Source organism: Aristophania sp. ESL1142 (genome assembly GCF_058107345.1).
In genome coordinates this window covers 1,300,659-1,316,690 of record NZ_JBYLUH010000001.1, presented here as the reverse complement: position 1 = coordinate 1,316,690, position 16,032 = coordinate 1,300,659, and the positions used below count along the sequence as shown (strand labels likewise).

At 46.4% G+C, this 16,032-nt stretch carries 17 protein-coding genes and 1 tRNA gene; 6 read left to right on the top strand and 12 right to left on the bottom strand.

Translation table 11 applies throughout. The features are described from left to right. Positions 1-5: 5 nt before the first annotated feature. From AC3B6P_RS06225 to AC3B6P_RS06190, 8 genes are all read right to left on the bottom strand, one after another. The gene (locus AC3B6P_RS06225) at positions 6-536 is read right to left on the bottom strand and encodes a hypothetical protein (RefSeq protein ID WP_489805228.1); all 531 of its coding nucleotides are present in this window, start codon (positions 534-536) and stop codon (positions 6-8) included. Continuing rightward, the gene (locus AC3B6P_RS06220) at positions 536-1,333 is read right to left on the bottom strand and encodes an MBL fold metallo-hydrolase (RefSeq protein WP_489805227.1); all 798 of its coding nucleotides are present in this window, start codon (positions 1,331-1,333) and stop codon (positions 536-538) included. Before AC3B6P_RS06220 ends, AC3B6P_RS06225 begins: the two co-directional genes overlap by 1 nt. Beyond that, positions 1,330-2,115, bottom strand: a complete 786-nt coding sequence (locus AC3B6P_RS06215) for a TatD family hydrolase (RefSeq protein WP_489805226.1) — start codon at positions 2,113-2,115, stop codon at positions 1,330-1,332. The genes AC3B6P_RS06220 and AC3B6P_RS06215 overlap by 4 nt, the downstream gene beginning before the upstream one ends. After that, complete coding sequence (gene metG / locus AC3B6P_RS06210; protein WP_489805556.1) at positions 2,112-3,650, bottom strand: methionine--tRNA ligase; 1,539 nt, start codon at positions 3,648-3,650, stop codon at positions 2,112-2,114. The genes AC3B6P_RS06215 and metG overlap by 4 nt, the downstream gene beginning before the upstream one ends. 46 nt (positions 3,651-3,696) lie before the next feature. Beyond that, positions 3,697-4,629 carry a DNA polymerase III subunit delta' gene (locus AC3B6P_RS06205; protein ID WP_489805225.1) on the bottom strand — a complete coding sequence of 311 codons (933 nt, stop codon included), beginning with the start codon at positions 4,627-4,629 and terminating at the stop codon, positions 3,697-3,699. Then, on the bottom strand, positions 4,626-5,288 hold the full coding sequence (tmk, locus tag AC3B6P_RS06200; RefSeq protein WP_489805224.1) for a dTMP kinase: 663 nt from the start codon (positions 5,286-5,288) through the stop codon (positions 4,626-4,628). Before tmk ends, AC3B6P_RS06205 begins: the two co-directional genes overlap by 4 nt. Next, on the bottom strand, positions 5,272-6,513 hold the full coding sequence (locus AC3B6P_RS06195; protein ID WP_489805223.1) for a D-alanyl-D-alanine carboxypeptidase family protein: 1,242 nt from the start codon (positions 6,511-6,513) through the stop codon (positions 5,272-5,274). The genes tmk and AC3B6P_RS06195 overlap by 17 nt, the downstream gene beginning before the upstream one ends. A gap of 96 nt (positions 6,514-6,609) precedes the next feature. After that, a complete protein-coding gene (locus AC3B6P_RS06190; protein ID WP_489805222.1) occupies positions 6,610-7,641 on the bottom strand; it encodes a lytic murein transglycosylase in 1,032 nt (343 codons plus the stop codon). A gap of 186 nt (positions 7,642-7,827) precedes the next feature. Between AC3B6P_RS06190 and AC3B6P_RS06185 the strand changes: the two genes are divergently transcribed. Further along, positions 7,828-8,394 carry a DedA family protein gene (locus AC3B6P_RS06185; protein ID WP_489805221.1) on the top strand — a complete coding sequence of 189 codons (567 nt, stop codon included), beginning with the start codon at positions 7,828-7,830 and terminating at the stop codon, positions 8,392-8,394. Positions 8,395-8,400: 6 nt separating this feature from the next. Further along, the gene (locus AC3B6P_RS06180; RefSeq protein WP_489805220.1) at positions 8,401-9,471 is read left to right on the top strand and encodes a D-alanine--D-alanine ligase; all 1,071 of its coding nucleotides are present in this window, start codon (positions 8,401-8,403) and stop codon (positions 9,469-9,471) included. Positions 9,472-9,473: 2 nt separating this feature from the next. On the opposite strand, the gene AC3B6P_RS06175 is transcribed toward AC3B6P_RS06180, so the two are convergent. Beyond that, entirely contained in the window at positions 9,474-10,004 is a 531-nt protein-coding gene (locus AC3B6P_RS06175; protein ID WP_489805219.1) for an MlaD family protein, read from the bottom strand. Positions 10,005-10,065: 61 nt separating this feature from the next. On the opposite strand from AC3B6P_RS06175, the gene AC3B6P_RS06170 reads away from it, so the two are divergent. The 3 genes from AC3B6P_RS06170 (at position 10,066) to AC3B6P_RS06160 (ending at position 12,830) form a co-directional block, all read left to right on the top strand. Next, positions 10,066-10,908 carry an undecaprenyl-diphosphate phosphatase gene (locus tag AC3B6P_RS06170; protein ID WP_489805218.1) on the top strand — a complete coding sequence of 281 codons (843 nt, stop codon included), beginning with the start codon at positions 10,066-10,068 and terminating at the stop codon, positions 10,906-10,908. 113 nt (positions 10,909-11,021) lie between these two features. Next, positions 11,022-12,554, top strand: coding sequence for an APC family permease (locus tag AC3B6P_RS06165; RefSeq protein ID WP_489805217.1), 1,533 nt, complete (start codon positions 11,022-11,024; stop codon positions 12,552-12,554). A 201-nt stretch (positions 12,555-12,755) separates the two neighbouring features. Further along, positions 12,756-12,830, top strand: a tRNA-Met gene (locus tag AC3B6P_RS06160). Between the two features lie 129 nt (positions 12,831-12,959). Here the strand turns inward: AC3B6P_RS06160 and AC3B6P_RS06155 are convergent. Together AC3B6P_RS06155 and prmC are read right to left on the bottom strand one after the other, a co-directional pair. Beyond that, positions 12,960-13,454: a DUF4167 domain-containing protein gene (locus tag AC3B6P_RS06155; protein WP_489805216.1), complete on the bottom strand. Its 495-nt coding sequence runs from the start codon at positions 13,452-13,454 to the stop codon at positions 12,960-12,962. A 110-nt stretch (positions 13,455-13,564) separates the two neighbouring features. Continuing rightward, a complete protein-coding gene (gene prmC, locus AC3B6P_RS06150; RefSeq protein WP_489805215.1) occupies positions 13,565-14,440 on the bottom strand; it encodes a peptide chain release factor N(5)-glutamine methyltransferase in 876 nt (291 codons plus the stop codon). Positions 14,441-14,476: 36 nt separating this feature from the next. Between prmC and AC3B6P_RS06145 the strand changes: the two genes are divergently transcribed. Then, on the top strand, positions 14,477-14,956 hold the full coding sequence (locus AC3B6P_RS06145; protein WP_489805214.1) for a hypothetical protein: 480 nt from the start codon (positions 14,477-14,479) through the stop codon (positions 14,954-14,956). 2 nt (positions 14,957-14,958) lie between these two features. Here AC3B6P_RS06145 and prfA read toward each other — a convergent pair whose 3' ends face one another. Beyond that, positions 14,959-16,026 carry a peptide chain release factor 1 gene (gene prfA, locus AC3B6P_RS06140; RefSeq protein ID WP_489805213.1) on the bottom strand — a complete coding sequence of 356 codons (1,068 nt, stop codon included), beginning with the start codon at positions 16,024-16,026 and terminating at the stop codon, positions 14,959-14,961. Positions 16,027-16,032 lie beyond the last annotated feature (6 nt).

The following is a 16,032-nucleotide window of genomic DNA, read 5'->3' as shown; positions in this document are numbered from 1 at the left end:
TGAAATTATAGAATTTTATCTATGATTTTCACTGTTTCCAGACAGGAGCTATATGAATCTTCTCTCTGACTATAGGCTAAAATGACACCGCCCTGTGCACCAAAAGAAAATTGGAATTTATCACCTTCCTGGTAACTTCCACCTTCACCTGCCCATGAAGGGGACTCTTCTCTCGCATTAATCACTGAATATTCATCAATATAAGATTCGGGGTTCCACTCTCTGACACCACCATCCAGATATTTTATAAGAACATGTCCTCCCTGATAGGAAAAATAACATTGCTGACCAGCAATAATCTCCCCCTCATACCAATAACCTGACTGCCCTATTAAAAGCTCAACCTGACAGTTTCCCCTCCTGCATAATGTAAGAGCGGTCAGCCCTTCCATATAATAACTGAAAGCAGCCAGAGGAATCTGTTCAAATATTTTTGCCTTTGATGAATTACAATACCAATCTTTGAACTGTTCTACTGTCTCAAATATTTCTGCTTCTTTGGGTTCATGCTCTTCAGGATTCATAAGAATTTTCATTAATTCTCTCCCATCATGATCATACGTCCATCCCATGCGGGCGTAGTATCTGGAGGTAAAACCTCCTTCAAAGAGTGATAATCCAGCTTTTCTCCCATATGGGTCAGGATAATCTGGCGTGGTTTCAACTGATCACGCCAGGTCATGACCTGCTCCAGTGAGGCATGAGCTGGATGTGCCTGATATTGCAAGCAGCCGACAACCCAGAGAGCCAGCCCTTCCAGACATTTCAGGGACTCTTCTGGAAGGTCGTTAACATCAGTGGAATAAGCAAAATCGCCACAACGCACACCCAGGGAACGGACGCGACCATGATTTTGGGTAAAGCCATAAAAAGTAAAGGGACCGATTTCAAAAACACTGTCAAAATGAATGACAGTTTCTTCAAAAACAGGTCTAAAAAACCCTCCACCATTCCAAGGCTGAAATGCGTAATTAAAACGCTTCCGTAATTCAGCCATCACTTCTTCAGTCGCAATAACAGGCAAAGGGCGTTCTATAACCCTGTTAACTGCCCTGAGCTCATCAAGACCTGCTATATGATCACTATGGGCATGCGTAATAATCACTGCATCAATACGGCCCATATGATTATCCAGCATCTGGGAACGGAAATCAGGACCACAATCAATCAGAACCCTGTAGCCCTTTTTTTCAAGCATGATGGATGAACGTGTACGACGGTTCCTTGGCTCAGCAGGATTACAGTCCCCCCACAAACCTGCGGGAACAGAATCCTCTCCGCCAATCATCGGCACCCCCGGAGAGCTTCCGCACCCTAGAATCGTGATCTTCATAAAGAGAGTTTTGTAAATAACCGGGCAGTATTTGCTCTTGTCTGCTCAATGATCCGCTCAATACCCACGCCTCGTTCTTGTGCCAGACGCTCTGCGGTATAGGTAACAAAGGCTGGTGTATTTGGTTTTCCTCTTTTGGGAACTGGGGCAAGAAACGGGCTATCTGTTTCCACTAAAATACGATCTTCAGGCACTTCCCGCGCAACAGAGCGGATTTCATCGCATTTTGGAAAAGTCAAAAGCCCTGAAAAACTTAGATAACCACCAAGCTCAAGGACGGATTTAGCCAGATATGGACCTGAGGCAAAACAGTGGATCAGAAAAGGAAATACCCCTTTGGCACTTTCTTCCTGCAAAAGAGAAACCATATCTTCATCTGCCATGCGTGAATGTATCACAACAGGCAGGCCCGTTTTACGCGAAGCTTCAATATGACGCCGAAACGACGCTTTTTGAGCAGGCTTGGCCTCATCTCCACTATGGAAGTAATCCAGCCCTGTTTCACCAATAGCTACAACACCTGAAGTTTCAAGTGTTGCAACCATCTCATCACACTCTGGCAGGTTTTCTTCGCCAACATGATCGGGGTGCGTGCCCAAAGCACACCAGACACGCATTTCAGGGGAATCATACCTCAGAAGATCAAGCTGTTTCCTGCGTTCTGACCACCTTGTGCCGATCGTAATCATGCCACTCAGCCCCATATCCCGTGCAAGAGAGAAAGCAGGCTCTACATCTTCAAGACGGTCAAGATGGCAATGAGTGTCAATAAGTCCCATCATGCTTTTTCCGTCTCTGCAAAACGTGGGAAAAGCCCTTCAGGCTTTGGCAGAACGCGCCCCTCTTCAATAAGAGTGAGCAGAGAAGAAAAATGGCGCTCGTCTTTTTGCAGAGCGAGCTGATCCAGCATCTTGTTCATTGTATCAGGCATATAAGGCTGCAACATGGTTGCGATCGTGCGGATAACGTCATAAAGCACACGCAGAACCTCCGCCATTCTTTCAGGATCAGTTTTCTTCAAAGCCCATGGAGCCTGACGATCAATATAGGCATTCGCCGCCCTGATCAGCTTCCAGACCTCTTCCAGAGCATCGCTGATAGCCATGCGTTCTATCTGTTCTGACATCAGATCAGGCAAAAGTGATGCCTGTGCCAAAATAGCCTCGTCATCTTCCGTCACTTTGCCACGGGGTGGTAAACGTCCTTCCAGATTACGTGCAATAAGGCTCAATGTTCTCTGTGCCAAATTTCCCAGATCATTCGCCAGTTCGACATTCATCCGTGTAATCATGGACCGACGACTGAAATTTGAATCCCCACCAAATGGGACTTCCCGCATCAGGAAAAAACGTAATTGGTCAAGTCCGAACTCGTCAGCCAGCGCTTTGGGGTCCAACACATTGCCCAATGACTTGCTCATTTTCTCGCCTTCTACGGTCCACCAGCCATGAGCAAACACTTTTTTAGGTAAAGGCAGCCCAGCTGCCATTAAAAATGCTGGCCAATAAATACAGTGAAAGCGGACAATTTCTTTCCCCACAACATGCACATCTGCCGGCCAATAAGCAGCCTTCTCAGCATGAGGATCAGGATAACCTACAGCTGTCAGGTAATTGGCAAGAGCATCAAACCAGACATACATGACATGTTCTGAATCGCCTGGGACTTCAATCCCCCATTTGAAACTCGTCCGGCTGACAGACAGGTCACGCAAGCCTTGCCGAACAAAAGCCTCAACCTCACGCTTTGGGCCCTGAGGACCGATAAAATCAGGATTTTCATCATAAAGTTTCAGAAGACGGTCCTGAAACTCCGACAATTTAAAGAAATAAGAAGGCTCACGCACCCACTCAACCGGAGCTCCTGAAGGGGCAGTACGCCGTCCATCCTCATGGAGAGTCACTTCATCTTCGCCGATAAAGGCTTCATCACGTGTGGAATACCATCCCTCATAGGCGCCTAAATAGATATGCCCATTCGCTGCAACTTTTTCCCATAAAGCCTGCGCCGCTTTTTTATGACGAGGCTCTGTAGTCCTAACAAAGTCATCCGCAGAGATCGCCATCTCTTTCTGCATCTGGCGGAATTGCGCTGAAACACGATCTGCAAATTCCTGCGGAGCCATATTCTGAGCCACTGCACTTTGCTCAACCTTTTGCCCGTGCTCATCCGTCCCTGTCACAAAAAGAACATCCTCCCCCCGGAGACGGTGAAACCGTGCAATCACATCACAAGCGATAGAAGTGTAAGCATGCCCGATATGGGGCGCTCCATTCACATAAAAAATAGGAGTTGTGATGGTAAAACGCCGCGTCATAATTCTTCCTGTCAAATTGTCAGACATAATCTCTCACTCTATACTCTTACGACTTGATGAGCGCAAAAGCTTCTCGCAACGTGACCATTTTATCGAGATTATAATGCTCAAGCTTCTGCCATAGACCGGAAAGTTCAGAATATTTTCCTGCCCAATCAGCCGCTTGTTCCAGATCCCCCTGAACAATGCATAATCTGGCCTTTTGGGCAAGACCATCACCCAGCTCGCTGCACAATAACGGAAACAGCCGGTTATCTTTTATTATAATGCTTATTTTCTGCCAGATATTACTGTCTAATTTAAAAGAAGGAGAAAGAATGTGTCCAACAAGAGCTATGATCTCTTTCCTTTGGTCCTGCATCAGAAAAACAGCCCGGCCAGGTGAACCATTTGCATGGCTGAGCAGATCATCTGGCAGGTCAGGAAATAATATTTTCATCTCCTTTTCTGCCAGAGAGGAGAGAGAAAGCAGGCGACATCGACTGCGCAAAGTCGGCAAGAGCCTCCCTGGTGATGATGTCGTCAGAAACATGACTGTCTTGGCTGGCGGTTCCTCAAGAACCTTCAAAAGGGCATTGGCAGCAAAACGATTGAGATATTCAGCACCATCAATAATGACAACACGCCATCCACCATCCATTGCTGTCTGATGAAAGAACGCCTGCACTGGCTGCACGTCAGAAACTGTTATTTCTTTTTTGAGCTGATCTTTCTTACTGTCATATTGCCGGGAAATTTCAAGAAGATCACCATGAGTACCTGCTGTAATCCTTCGTCCCGCAGGAGATGTCAGATCCTCACCTTTTAAAAGCTTGCGTGCCAGATAAAAAGCAAGGCTGGCCTTTCCTATTCCTTCCTCTCCGGTAATCAGCCATCCATGATGAAGCCTGCCAGCAGCCAGAGCTTCCTGAAACTGCTCTATCACCTTTTGATGACCGATAATTTTGCCGACAGCGCGTGGAGCAGGCAATAATGTCATGAGCTCTTCTGTAACAGAGACGTTTTTACTTTTTGATAAATCAGCTCCTCTATCTCTTCTTGAGAAGGTGTTGCATCAATAGGAATCATTCTGCCAACTTCCAACCGTGACAACTCCATAAATCCCTCTCTGACACGCTCGTGAAAAGCCGTCCCCTGCGCCTCATAATGGTCCATTTTCCCCCCACGCTCTTTGACACGCAGAAAAGCTTCTTCAAGAGACATATCAAGCCAGAAGGTCAGATCTGGTTCACATTTTATGAAATCACGGAGAAATGCGACAAGCGCTAAGGCTTCTTTCTCTTTTCTGCTCACTCCATAAGCTTGATAGGCAATCGTCGAATCATGGAAACGGTCACAGATTACGATTTGTCCTTCTGCAAGAGCAGGCCTGATCTTTTTTTCCACATGGTCTAATCGCGCTGCCATATGAAGAAGGATTTCGGAACAGGAAGAGAAATCACCCTCTCCAAAAAGAAGCAGGTTTCTGAGTTCTTCAGCACCTCTTGTCCCGCCCGGCTCTCGCGTCAAAAACACGCGATAGCCGTCTTGTTTTAATCTTTCAGCCAGAAGGCGACTTTGCGTTGATTTCCCTACGCCTTCATTGCCCTCAAATGTAATAAAAAGACCGGATGAATGTACCTTATCGCGAAGGAGCATAACCAACCCGTGAAAGGACACGCCCCATAAAGCCTAGTTTATCAACGGTTTCTCCCACCGCCAGCGGATATTTTTTTTCTGAAGGCAGGCCTGCTCCTTTAGGAAAACTCAATGTCAAACTCCCATATGACTGCCCCTGCTGAAGAGGTGGTATAAGGGGAGACTCATAATCAGTGCTTATGATAACCTGATCACGCATTCCCATGGGCAAGGTCATACTGACTGTCTGCATGGCTAAAAGAGAGACTGTCTTATAAGACCCCATCCAGACAGGCACATTCTGTTCAATCACCTGTCCTTTATGAAAGAAAGTTACTGTCTCAAAATTAGCAAAAGCCCACGACATAAGGCGTTCACCTTCCTGCGCACGCTGATTACTCGATTCTACTCCATTAATCACCACAATGATGCGACTTCCATCACGTAGTGAGCTGGCACAAAGCCCATAGCCGCCTGCATCCGTATGGCCCGTCTTCAGACCATCAGCCAGTCCCTTATCAACTAGGACATTACGATTCCCTTGACGTATCCCGTTAAAGAGGAACTCTTTTTCACCAAAGAAATGATAATATTGCGGAAAATCATGCACAAGACGGGACGCCAGAACCCCAACGTCACGTGCAGTCATATAATGCCCTTCAACAGGCCAGCCTGTTGCATTCATGAAATGAGACCCTGACAGTCCGATACGTTTTGCCATTTCATTCATCATAACAGCAAAACGCTCTTCAGAACCTGCTATATGTTCAGCCAACACGATACAGGCGTCATTCCCCGACTGGATAACCATACCCTGTATCAGATCCTGGACAGAAACCATCTGTCCTAAAGGGACAAACATCTTCGAGCCTTGCATGCGCCAGGCTTTCTCACTGACAGGAAGCAGCTGATCCAGATGTAGCCTGTTTGCCGCCAGAAAAGCGAAGACTATATAGGCTGTCATCATCTTTGTTAAAGAAGATGGCACCATCCGTTCATTAGCTGCTTTTTCTAGCAGGACAGTGTTGGTCGTTGCATTCAAGACATAGGCCCAACGCGCAGAGGTTGGCATTGGACCAAGCAGTGTCTGGGCGTTATCATCAACCGGAAGCTTGGTTGCCGGAGAAGAGACTGAAGGCTGTTTTGCACGTATGGGATGTTTCTTACGTGCAGCTGCCATTGCATCAGAAGCCATAATGGCTTGTCCCGCCCCTATCCCCACTGCCAGAGCGGCAGCGCCACTCATAAGAGACCGTCTTGTCTGCACGTTAACCTCTCACTCTCTGCAACATGATCTGACCTTTATTCACTCACCACTATCTTAATGACTGGATAGTCCAGTTCACTCTTTCAACTCAACCGACCTCTGACCGAGAATTCCCACTGCAAGAGCATAAAAATCGGAAGGATTATAAGCTCTGATCGCCTTGAAGTTCGGATAAAGCAGAAATGCTTCTGTTCCGGCACCGTCAGGTTGTATCAAACGTGCTGCAGGATTTGCCATATTTAAGGCAGATCCATCTGGTCTCGTAACTCCCAGAGAAGCCCATTGACTAACTGCACGGGGTTGGGCTTCACGATAACTTTTAGCCAGAGGCGTCGAAAACTGTCCGTTTTCTCCCAATGGCACTACGACTTCTTCTACCCAGGGCTGACCATATTGCCATCCTGACCCACTCAGATAATGAGCAATGGAGGCAAATACATCAGCCTGCGAGTTCCATATATCGCATTTACCGTCCCCATCTCCATCGGAACCATAACGTAGATAGGCACTTGGCATAAATTGGGGCTGCCCCATAGCGCCAGCATAACTGCCCATCATTGCTTCAGGACTGATATCGCCACGCCCCAATATAGTGAGAGCCTTAAGAAGCTCACTTTGGAAAAACTTCTTACGCCCACTCGCGAAAGCAAGGCTTGCCAGGGCGTCAATGACATTGAATTTTCCCTGTGTCACGCCAAATGAGGATTCAAGGCCCCATATCCCCATTATGATCGCGCTATCACACTGATAGCGCGAGGCAATTGGGTCCAGGACAGGCTGGACCTGGCTGTAAGTTGCAACGCCCTTGGCAAAACGTTCTTCCCCAAGCACTTTTGCACGATACTGCGCCCAGCTAAGAGTAAATTCAGGTTGATGTCTCTGCCGCATTAGAACCTGATTATTGGGCGCTTTTAAGCCACCTAAAGCCTGCTGGAGAATTTCTTCTGGCACACCCTGAGCAAGAGCCTGACTATATATCGAGCGGAGAAAATCAGCATAATAAGGTGCAGCCTCTCCAGGCAAACCGCCTAAAGAAGCCGCTTTTGCAAAAACTGGAACAGAAAAGCTTCCTGCTGCCAGCAAAGTAAGAAAATTCCGTCTTTCCATAAAAATTGCCCTTTCAGGCCTTACAGAATCAGTGCACTGGAATATAAAGCGAAATTATTATCTACATCTAGCAGTCTGATACATTAACCGCTAGATAGGGTGAAATTTATGAATGATTACGGAAAAGAACTCCCGTGCTCTGTCACCGGCCCTTAAACGGACCCACAACTGGAATGTCACGATCTGGTGTTTAATTTCTCAACATTTATCGCTTCTCAGTCCCCTTGGGTCAAAGCTTTTTCCGTCATTATCGGAACATTCATCCTCGAAGATGTAACGACGGTCCTTGTCGCTATTGCCTCGAAAGATCATGAAATTTCGGTTACTCTAGCACTTATTGCCCTCTATATCGGCATCGCTGTTGGCGATATAGGACTTTACGGATTGGGTTGGGCCGGTGCTAAATGGCCATTTATAAAACGGTTTCTAACGCTTCCAAGTCAGGAACAAGCGAAAAAATGGTTTGGCCAGAATGTCATCAAAATTGTTGGCATTTCACGCTTCGTACCTGGTGCCAGATTACCACTTTATACAGCTTGTGGTTTTTATCATGCCCCTTTTATCCCTTTCGCCCTGACTGCGGTAGTAGCCACACTGGTCTGGACGTCACTTCTTTTTCTGCTCTCACTCCATATCGGGGGCTGGCTGCTTGCCCATAAGGGAGGATGGCGTTGGGCTGGGATTATCGGGTTTGTTTTATGTATTTTAGTTATAGGGCGTCTCATCGCTCATTTTCAGAAAGTGAATCGTTGAATTAAAATGTCGTCCTCTTCCCCTTCAACACCAGTAAAGTCTCTTTCCCTGTTTGAATTCTGGCCTGATACGATTTTTTATACCCCTATCGTTCTTTTCTGGCTTTTGATGGGCATCAGATACAGGGATTTTACCATTCCCACAGCTGCTAACCCCCGAATAGAGACGGGGGGATTATGTGGAGAAAGTAAAAGTTCAATTCTTGATGATGGTGGGCCACATGCCCAGAAGTACATTGCACCCTATGTGATCTTTAAGAGTGGCACTTCCGCTTTTAAAAATGCTCTCGCTGCCATGAAACATAAAGGAATTTCATTTCCCGTTGTTGTAAAACCTGATATCGGCTGTAATGGCACGGGCGTCAAACTTGTCAAAACGGAAGAAGAGCTGGCTGAAATTCTGCCTCATTTCCCGGCTGACGTTATGTTAATGGCTCAAAGCCTGGTCACTTACCCTCATGAAGCAGGTATTTTTTATATTCGCCAGCCCGGTGAAAAAATAGGACAGATTTCTTCTGTCACTTATAAGGAATCACCCATTATTACAGGTGATGGCGTCTCAACAATTAAAGAACTCATCTGCAATGATTCCCGCATGGGTCTCATCCCCCATATCTATCTCCCCAGACTCAAGCACCGTGTTCAGGATATTCTTCCTAAAGGAGAATCACTTACGCTTGTTTTTGCAGGAAACCATTGCAAAGGTTCGGTCTTTCGTGATGCCAGAGGGGATATAACCCCTGCTCTGAGCAAACGAATCAATGAAATCATGACCGATATTCCCGACTTTCATTTCGGCCGCATTGACGTAAAATTTGCGTCAGTTGATGCTTTGAAAAAAGGCGAAGAGTTCCAGATTATTGAAATTAACGGGGTCGGCTCCGAGGCCATTCATATCTGGGACCACAAAACAACCATATGGGAAGCTTATCGTGCCCAATTTTATCACTATCGGCAGGCTTTTCTGATTGGTGCCGAGATGAAAAAACGAGGTTGGAAAAGTGCTGGGCTTTTCTCTCTTCTACGGTCATGGCTTAAACAACGTAAACTTCTTGCATCCTATCCAATGAATGACTGAATTTATAAGTTACCTGCACCAAAAATATAATTGCTGATTTGCTGCTCTAACGAAAGCAATGGACGAGCATCAGTAATAATACTGTCAGGGGGCAAAACATCACGTTTTTGCCCCACCACTACCTGGAGTGCGTTATTTCCTGTCATGGTAGAGGCACCAATCGTCACTGCCGTATCACTCGGCAGATGCAGATTTTCGTCCACACCAAAAGAGACAAGTGCTTTCCCCAAAACCGGATTTAACGTAATTTCATAGACACGACCGACGGTAACACCGTTCAACACCACATCTGCCCCGGCTGCAAGACCATTCGCAGAAACGAAAGAAGCCTTGTAAAGGCTCATATCATGATGGTTCAGCTGCCCCTGTTTCAGGCAATAAAAAATAAATCCCAAAGTGAGAATTACCACACCGGCACTGGCAATAAAGGCACCAACACGCCCTTTTATAATGCTTTGCATAGTGCCCTCGAATTTCTGTCTATCCTCTGGTATGGAAAGGATCAGAGTAGAGATGTCCGTATAACGGGTCAAGCTTGCACTCTGCCAACAAATTATACTGATCCATCGTTTCAAAGGGACTGAAAAACAAGGCATGACCTACCTTCAGGCTTTTATTCTGGCGCTCGTTCAGGGTGTGACCGAACCATTTCCCGTTAGCAGTCTGGGCCATGCTGTACTGCTACCTGGTTTACTGCACTGGTCTATTGATAAAAATAATGAATATTTCCTGCCTTTTCTGACAATGCTGCATGTCGGCACACTCATTGCCCTTGCAGGCCTATTCTGGGCAGACTGGATGAGCATCCTTAAAGGACTTTTAAGCCGTAAAGGAACGCAGGAACGCCAGATTTCGATCAGATTATGCCTGACCCTGATCATCGCCACGATCCCGGCAGTTATTCTGGGTGGCCTGTTTGAACATAAACTCAGAATTCTCTTTGCCAGCCCGACCATGGTTGCCTGTTTCCTGACCTTAAATGGCGTGCTGCTCATTGTGACAGAGCAGATCCAGCACCATCACCGCGAACGTCCTGATCAGGAACTGGGCCATATTACCTTCAAAGATGCCTTCATTATAGGCCTATGGCAGTGTCTGGCACTCCTACCTGGGTTTTCACGCTCTGGAGCAACGATGAATGGGGGGATATTACGGGGGTTTAACCATTTTAACGCTGCCCGCTTTTCACTTCTCATGGCTCAGCCTGTCATATTGGCTGCGACCGCAAAAGAAATATGGGAGATGAGACATGTAAGTCTCCATTCCCAAATTGTGTATCAGTCCCTTTTTGGTGCAGTCGTCGCTGGAATTGCAGCACTTATCTGTTCAAAACTGCTTCTGCATTTTTTTCATAAGACAGATCAGCAGGGTTTAACGCCATTTGGAATCTACTGTTTATGTATAGGAATCGGTGCAGTTCTTTTCCTTTCAATGTGATCTGCCCCTTTCCTTCCCTCCATTTCATCGCTAACAAGAGGGAATCATCACATGAATGCTGAGCCGCCTTCTGCCCCAGGAAGGCTTTTTTCATTATTGAGTCGCAATAATTTATGACCTTTCCTGTTTCCCCAGTTCCCTCAAAGAATCATTCCCGGCGTAAAACACTGGCACAATTAACGGCGGAATCACAAAGTCATGGCCTAAAAAAGAAACTCACAGCCCTACAACTTTTGCTGATTGGTGTCGGGACAACTGTGGGGGCTGGTATTTATGTCATGACTGGGACGGCTGCGGCAGAATATGCAGGCCCCTCTGTGATACTTTCCTTTCTGGTCGCGGCTTTAGCCTGTCTTTTTACAGCCCTTTCCTATGGAGAACTTGCCTCTACATTTCCTGTTTCAGGATCGGCCTATTCTTATGCTTACATTTCCATGGGGGAAAAAGTTGCCTGGACTGTCGGCTGGCTGCTCTTACTTGAATATGGCATATCCTGCACTGCTGTTGCAGCAGGTCTTTCCGGTTACGCAACATCTTTGATCGAGACATTTGGTTTTCATATCCCTAATTTTTTACACCACTCGACCATACAGCCAGTTCCCGGCTCTGACGGGACAGCTCTTTCTTTTGGCTGGCGTTTTGACGCAATTGGCTTTGCTGCAACAATGCTGATCACATGGCTTTTAGTCAGAGGAATTGAAGAGACAGCCCGTTTTAACTCGCTTGTTGTGTTCATCAAAGTGGGTGTTCTCTTTATCTTTATGATTGTGGGGCTTAAAACTATTAATCCTGCAAACTGGCACCCTTTTATTCCTCCTTCCAAGGGTAATTTTCACTTCGGTATTGCGGGCATTTTCAGAGCTGCTTCAACGATCTTTTATGCGTATGCAGGCTTTGAAGCCGTCTCAACGGCCTCATCAGAAGCCAAAAACCCTACCCGCGATATCCCGCTCGGCATCATTGGCAGCCTTATCATCTGTACCATTATCTATATTGCTGTTGCCGCTGTTTTACTTGGCGTTGTTCCTTATCAACAGCTTGATGTCGCTGATCCTATTGCCGTAGCAACCCGTCTCATGGATGAGCCATGGCTCGCTCTTCTCGTCAATCTAGGTGCGACAATCGGCTTATGCTCTGTTTTGCTTGGCCTAATGTATGCGCAATCACGAGTCTTATTGACAATTGGTCGTGATAGATTAATCCCCAAAATGTTCTGTCATATTCACCCCAAATTCCGCACCCCCTGGATTGGGACGATCATTATTGGTCTACTAATTGGACTTATGACCGCGACCATGCCGATTGATATTATCAGTGACCTGGTTTCAATCGGCACAGCATCAGCTTTTGGGATTGTCTGCTTCACTGTGATCTGGCAACGCAATAAAGACCCTGAAACACCCAGACCTTTCAAGGTTCCTTTGGGAGGCATCCGTATTAGAGGTGTATGGATCGGCATTATCCCTGCACTTGGAATTGGATTTTCAGGAATTATGAGCTTCCCGCTTCTGGCAAATATGGTTCATTCACTAAGAGGCGGAAATCCTGTTCCGGTGATATTGCTCGCCATTTATTGTTCCCTTGGACTGGCAACTTATGTCTTTTACGGACGTAAAAATTCCACCATGGCTCCAGGAAAGAATTAATCTCCTGAAACAGCACTCCATAATAGGCTACTTTGCTGCAATTTCATCCCACTTATCCAAAGAGACTTCGAAGCGTACAAGAGATTGTAACGAAAGAGAAAAGAAGGTTAAAAAAACTAAATTCCTGTCCTAATTGCCGTTGACACTTTCCTCTTACTAGCTTAGAAAGCCACTCAACGTTTCAGGAAATCCCTGGAAAATGGCGGCGTAGCTCAGTGGTAGAGCAGGGGAATCATAATCCCTTGGTCGGCGGTTCAAATCCGTCCGCCGCTACCAATAAATAATCATTGATAATAAGAATAACGACATTAAGCCCGTATATATTATACGGGTTATGTTTCGTGCTTTTCGATTACAAAATAACTAAGGGAAGCACATAACGCCTCCCTTTTTCTTTTTTGAGACTCAGTCTTCCAGCTGTGTCTCTTCATCCCTATGATCTTCGTCTTGCTGTTCCTGATCAATCTCTGCCTGTTCTTCCTCAGCATCTTCGCGTCTATCACGTAATGAAGCCTCGCGACGGCTTCCCTGACGGACCTGGTCATAAGAACGCTGACGTTCTGCACGCTCCTGCTGAGCTGTCTGTGCTGCCAGATTCATGGCATTTAATGTGCGGAAATAATGTTCCGCATGCTGGAAATAGGCTTCTGCCTGAATACGGTCTCCCGTTCCAGTTGCGTCTCGTCCCAGCTGGAGATATTTTTCAAAAAGCTGCTGAGCTGTGCCACGAACGCGCAAATCAGGACCATTGCTTTCAAAAACATGATTCCGGTTAAGGGGTACTTGCCCGGCCCCATGGCGTGACGTTCCGCCCCCACTTCCTGCGCGATGGTGACGGCTTCTCATACGCTTCATATCATTCTTACCCGCTAATGTCTGGTTTATCGGTTTTTTCATCATGCAGTCTTTCTTAACCTATCAGGCTATAACACCTCTCAGGCTGCAAATCTCGCTTCTTCAAAGAGAGACATTACGGGGAAAACCTTTTCACCCGATTGACTTGGCTTCTCTTACCAATTTTGAAGCTGTTCGCCAATATATTTATTCTCTTTCTCTAAAACCAATGCACGTTCTATACCGCCTAAATCTAGTTTAACCAGTCGTTTTTTCAGGCCATATTGTGCCGCAATTGCACTAACATCCCCCTCCTGCCCTTCTCCCAGCTCAAAAATGATACATCCCCCTTCTGCGAGATGATCCGGCATGGTAGCGCATAAAATCCTGTAAGCATCGAGACCATCTTCTCCACCATCAAGAGCACGATGCGGCTCATAATGGGAAACTTCAGGCATAAGTTCCCCAATTACATCCCGCTCGATATAAGGTGGATTAGACAAGATAACGTCAAAACGCCCTCTAACCTCCGTACCCCATGAAGACTGCATAAAATCTGCCCTGTTCTCAAGCCCATTTAATAATGCATTACGACGCGCCAATAAAACGGCCTCTTCGTTAATATCGACACCCAAGCCTCTGGCATTTTTATACTCACTTAATGCGGCAAGGAGCAGGCATCCTGTGCCTGTACCCATGTCCAGAATGGTTTGAACATTCTGACGATCCGCCCTCACTTCCAGAAGTGCCTCAATGAGGCTTTCACTATCTTCTCTTGGGATAAGGGTCGCAGGTGAAACTTCGAAATCAAGTGTCCAAAATCCCTTCTTCCCTACGATGAAAGCAAGAGGTTCACGTTTTATACGACGTGCAAGGGCTTTCTTAAAAGATGCAACTTCTACTTCTGAAAGCACATCACGCTGCCATAAAGTTAATGCTTCACAGTCTAAAATACTCTGTAACAGTAAAGAGACCTCACGCTCGGGTGTTTCAATTCCAGCGCAGAGCAATTGCTCTGAGGCCCATTTCATGAGTTGTTTTTTATTGGTCATTTGCAGCATAATTATCGGAGGTTAAAGGAGAACTTTATGAAATTTCTAAATCTCGTTGCTTTTGGCCTTATCATAATAGGGAATTTTGCCCTTGGAACACAGTCTTCACAAGCCGCAGCACAAGTTGATGGCCTTGCAGGAGGAAGCTTTACTGTTCTTGACCGCCGCGCTGAAGATGAAATTTCTGAAATATCACGCCTCTATATTAACGGCTCATTAGTAGCGACTTTTGCTCTTTCCATAAATCACAATAGCCAGGAAGTCACAGTTCCCCTACCTGTTGGACGATTGGATGTCCCCTATGTAGTATGTGGAGAAATTACCATTAACCATAATGGTCATATCGAGACCCGGAGCGTCAGCTCAGAAGGAATTTTGCATGATCCTGATGGCCATTCCTATGAGGCTATCGGAGCTGAGAATTTCAGCGATTTTTATCTCATAGATTTTGACGACCCCTATGCTTCCAGCCACAAACCAGGCCGTTCAAAACTCTGCTCACTTCCGACAAGCTGATACTACGCCTTAAACCCTTCCGCTGCCAAAAGCTCCGTCTGCTCATGCTGGGTCAACGCGTCAACGATCTCGTCAAAATCACCCGCCATGATCTGAGCTATTTTATAAAGTGTCAGATTAATACGATGGTCTGTCACCCGCCCCTGTGGAAAGTTATAGGTCCTGATACGTTCTGAACGATCTCCCGTTCCGACCTGTGCCTTACGATTAGCCGCACGATCATTATGCGCTCTCTGACGTTCTGATTCATAAAGCCGGGAACGCAGGATTTTCATTGCTTTTTCACGGTTGCGGTGCTGACTACGCTCTTCCTGCATAGCAACGACCACACCAGTCGGCAGATGAGTGATTCGCACAGCACTTTCTGTCTTGTTTACATGCTGTCCACCGGCACCGGACGCTCTATAAACATCAATGCGGAGATCTTCATCATTAATCGTCACATCAACTTCTTCGGCCTCTGGTAAAACGGCTACCGTCACCGTTGAAGTATGGATACGGCCCTGGCTTTCTGTTGCTGGAACACGCTGGACACGATGAACACCTGATTCATATTTCAGTCTGGCAAATACCCCTGAGCCCGAAATTGTTGCAACACCTTCCTTAAGTCCAGCCAACTCACTTTCAACCAGACTCATAACCTCAAAGCGCCATCCATGCTTTTCTGCATAACGGCGATAGGCTTCAAAAAGCTCCGCAGCAAAAAGAGCAGCTTCATCACCTCCAGCAGCTGGTCTAATCTCAAGGATAGCACTACGCTCATCAGCTGCATCCTTAGGCAGTAGCGCCAGATGCATGGCATGTTCTAGAGCAGGAAGTGTCTCTTCAACTTCGCAAATTTCAGATTCAGCAAGATCTTTCAGGTCAGGATCACTAAGAAGAAGCTGCGCTTCATCGCGACGTGTAATAGCCTCCTGCCAAGCTTTTATAGCAGAAACAGGCCCTTCGAGAGCCGCATAATCACGCGAGAGACGGGTAAACTCTTCCCCGCTATTCTCGCCCGATGACATAAGTGCCTGTAACTCTTCAAAACGGGCAATAATCTGCCCAAGGCGGTGATCGACTGACAAATTTAA

Bases quoted from the DNA above. Each gene is read 5' to 3' on its own strand.
- AC3B6P_RS06225 (WP_489805228.1), bottom strand. From the start codon at position 536: ATGAAAATTCTTATGAATCCTGAAGAGCATGAACCCAAAGAAGCAGAA.
- AC3B6P_RS06220 (WP_489805227.1), bottom strand. From the start codon at position 1,333: ATGAAGATCACGATTCTAGGGTGCGGAAGCTCTCCGGGGGTGCCGATG.
- AC3B6P_RS06215 (WP_489805226.1), bottom strand. From the start codon at position 2,115: ATGATGGGACTTATTGACACTCATTGCCATCTTGACCGTCTTGAAGAT.
- metG (WP_489805556.1), bottom strand. From the start codon at position 3,650: ATGACGCGGCGTTTTACCATCACAACTCCTATTTTTTATGTGAATGGA.
- AC3B6P_RS06205 (WP_489805225.1), bottom strand. From the start codon at position 4,629: ATGACATTATTGCCTGCTCCACGCGCTGTCGGCAAAATTATCGGTCAT.
- tmk (WP_489805224.1), bottom strand. From the start codon at position 5,288: ATGCTCCTTCGCGATAAGGTACATTCATCCGGTCTTTTTATTACATTT.
- AC3B6P_RS06195 (WP_489805223.1), bottom strand. From the start codon at position 6,513: ATGAGTGGCGCTGCCGCTCTGGCAGTGGGGATAGGGGCGGGACAAGCC.
- AC3B6P_RS06190 (WP_489805222.1), bottom strand. From the start codon at position 7,641: ATGGAAAGACGGAATTTTCTTACTTTGCTGGCAGCAGGAAGCTTTTCT.
- AC3B6P_RS06180 (WP_489805220.1), top strand. From the start codon at position 8,401: ATGTCGTCCTCTTCCCCTTCAACACCAGTAAAGTCTCTTTCCCTGTTT.
- AC3B6P_RS06170 (WP_489805218.1), top strand. From the start codon at position 10,066: ATGACCTACCTTCAGGCTTTTATTCTGGCGCTCGTTCAGGGTGTGACC.
- AC3B6P_RS06165 (WP_489805217.1), top strand. From the start codon at position 11,022: ATGACCTTTCCTGTTTCCCCAGTTCCCTCAAAGAATCATTCCCGGCGT.
- AC3B6P_RS06155 (WP_489805216.1), bottom strand. From the start codon at position 13,454: ATGATGAAAAAACCGATAAACCAGACATTAGCGGGTAAGAATGATATG.
- prmC (WP_489805215.1), bottom strand. From the start codon at position 14,440: ATGACCAATAAAAAACAACTCATGAAATGGGCCTCAGAGCAATTGCTC.
- AC3B6P_RS06145 (WP_489805214.1), top strand. From the start codon at position 14,477: ATGAAATTTCTAAATCTCGTTGCTTTTGGCCTTATCATAATAGGGAAT.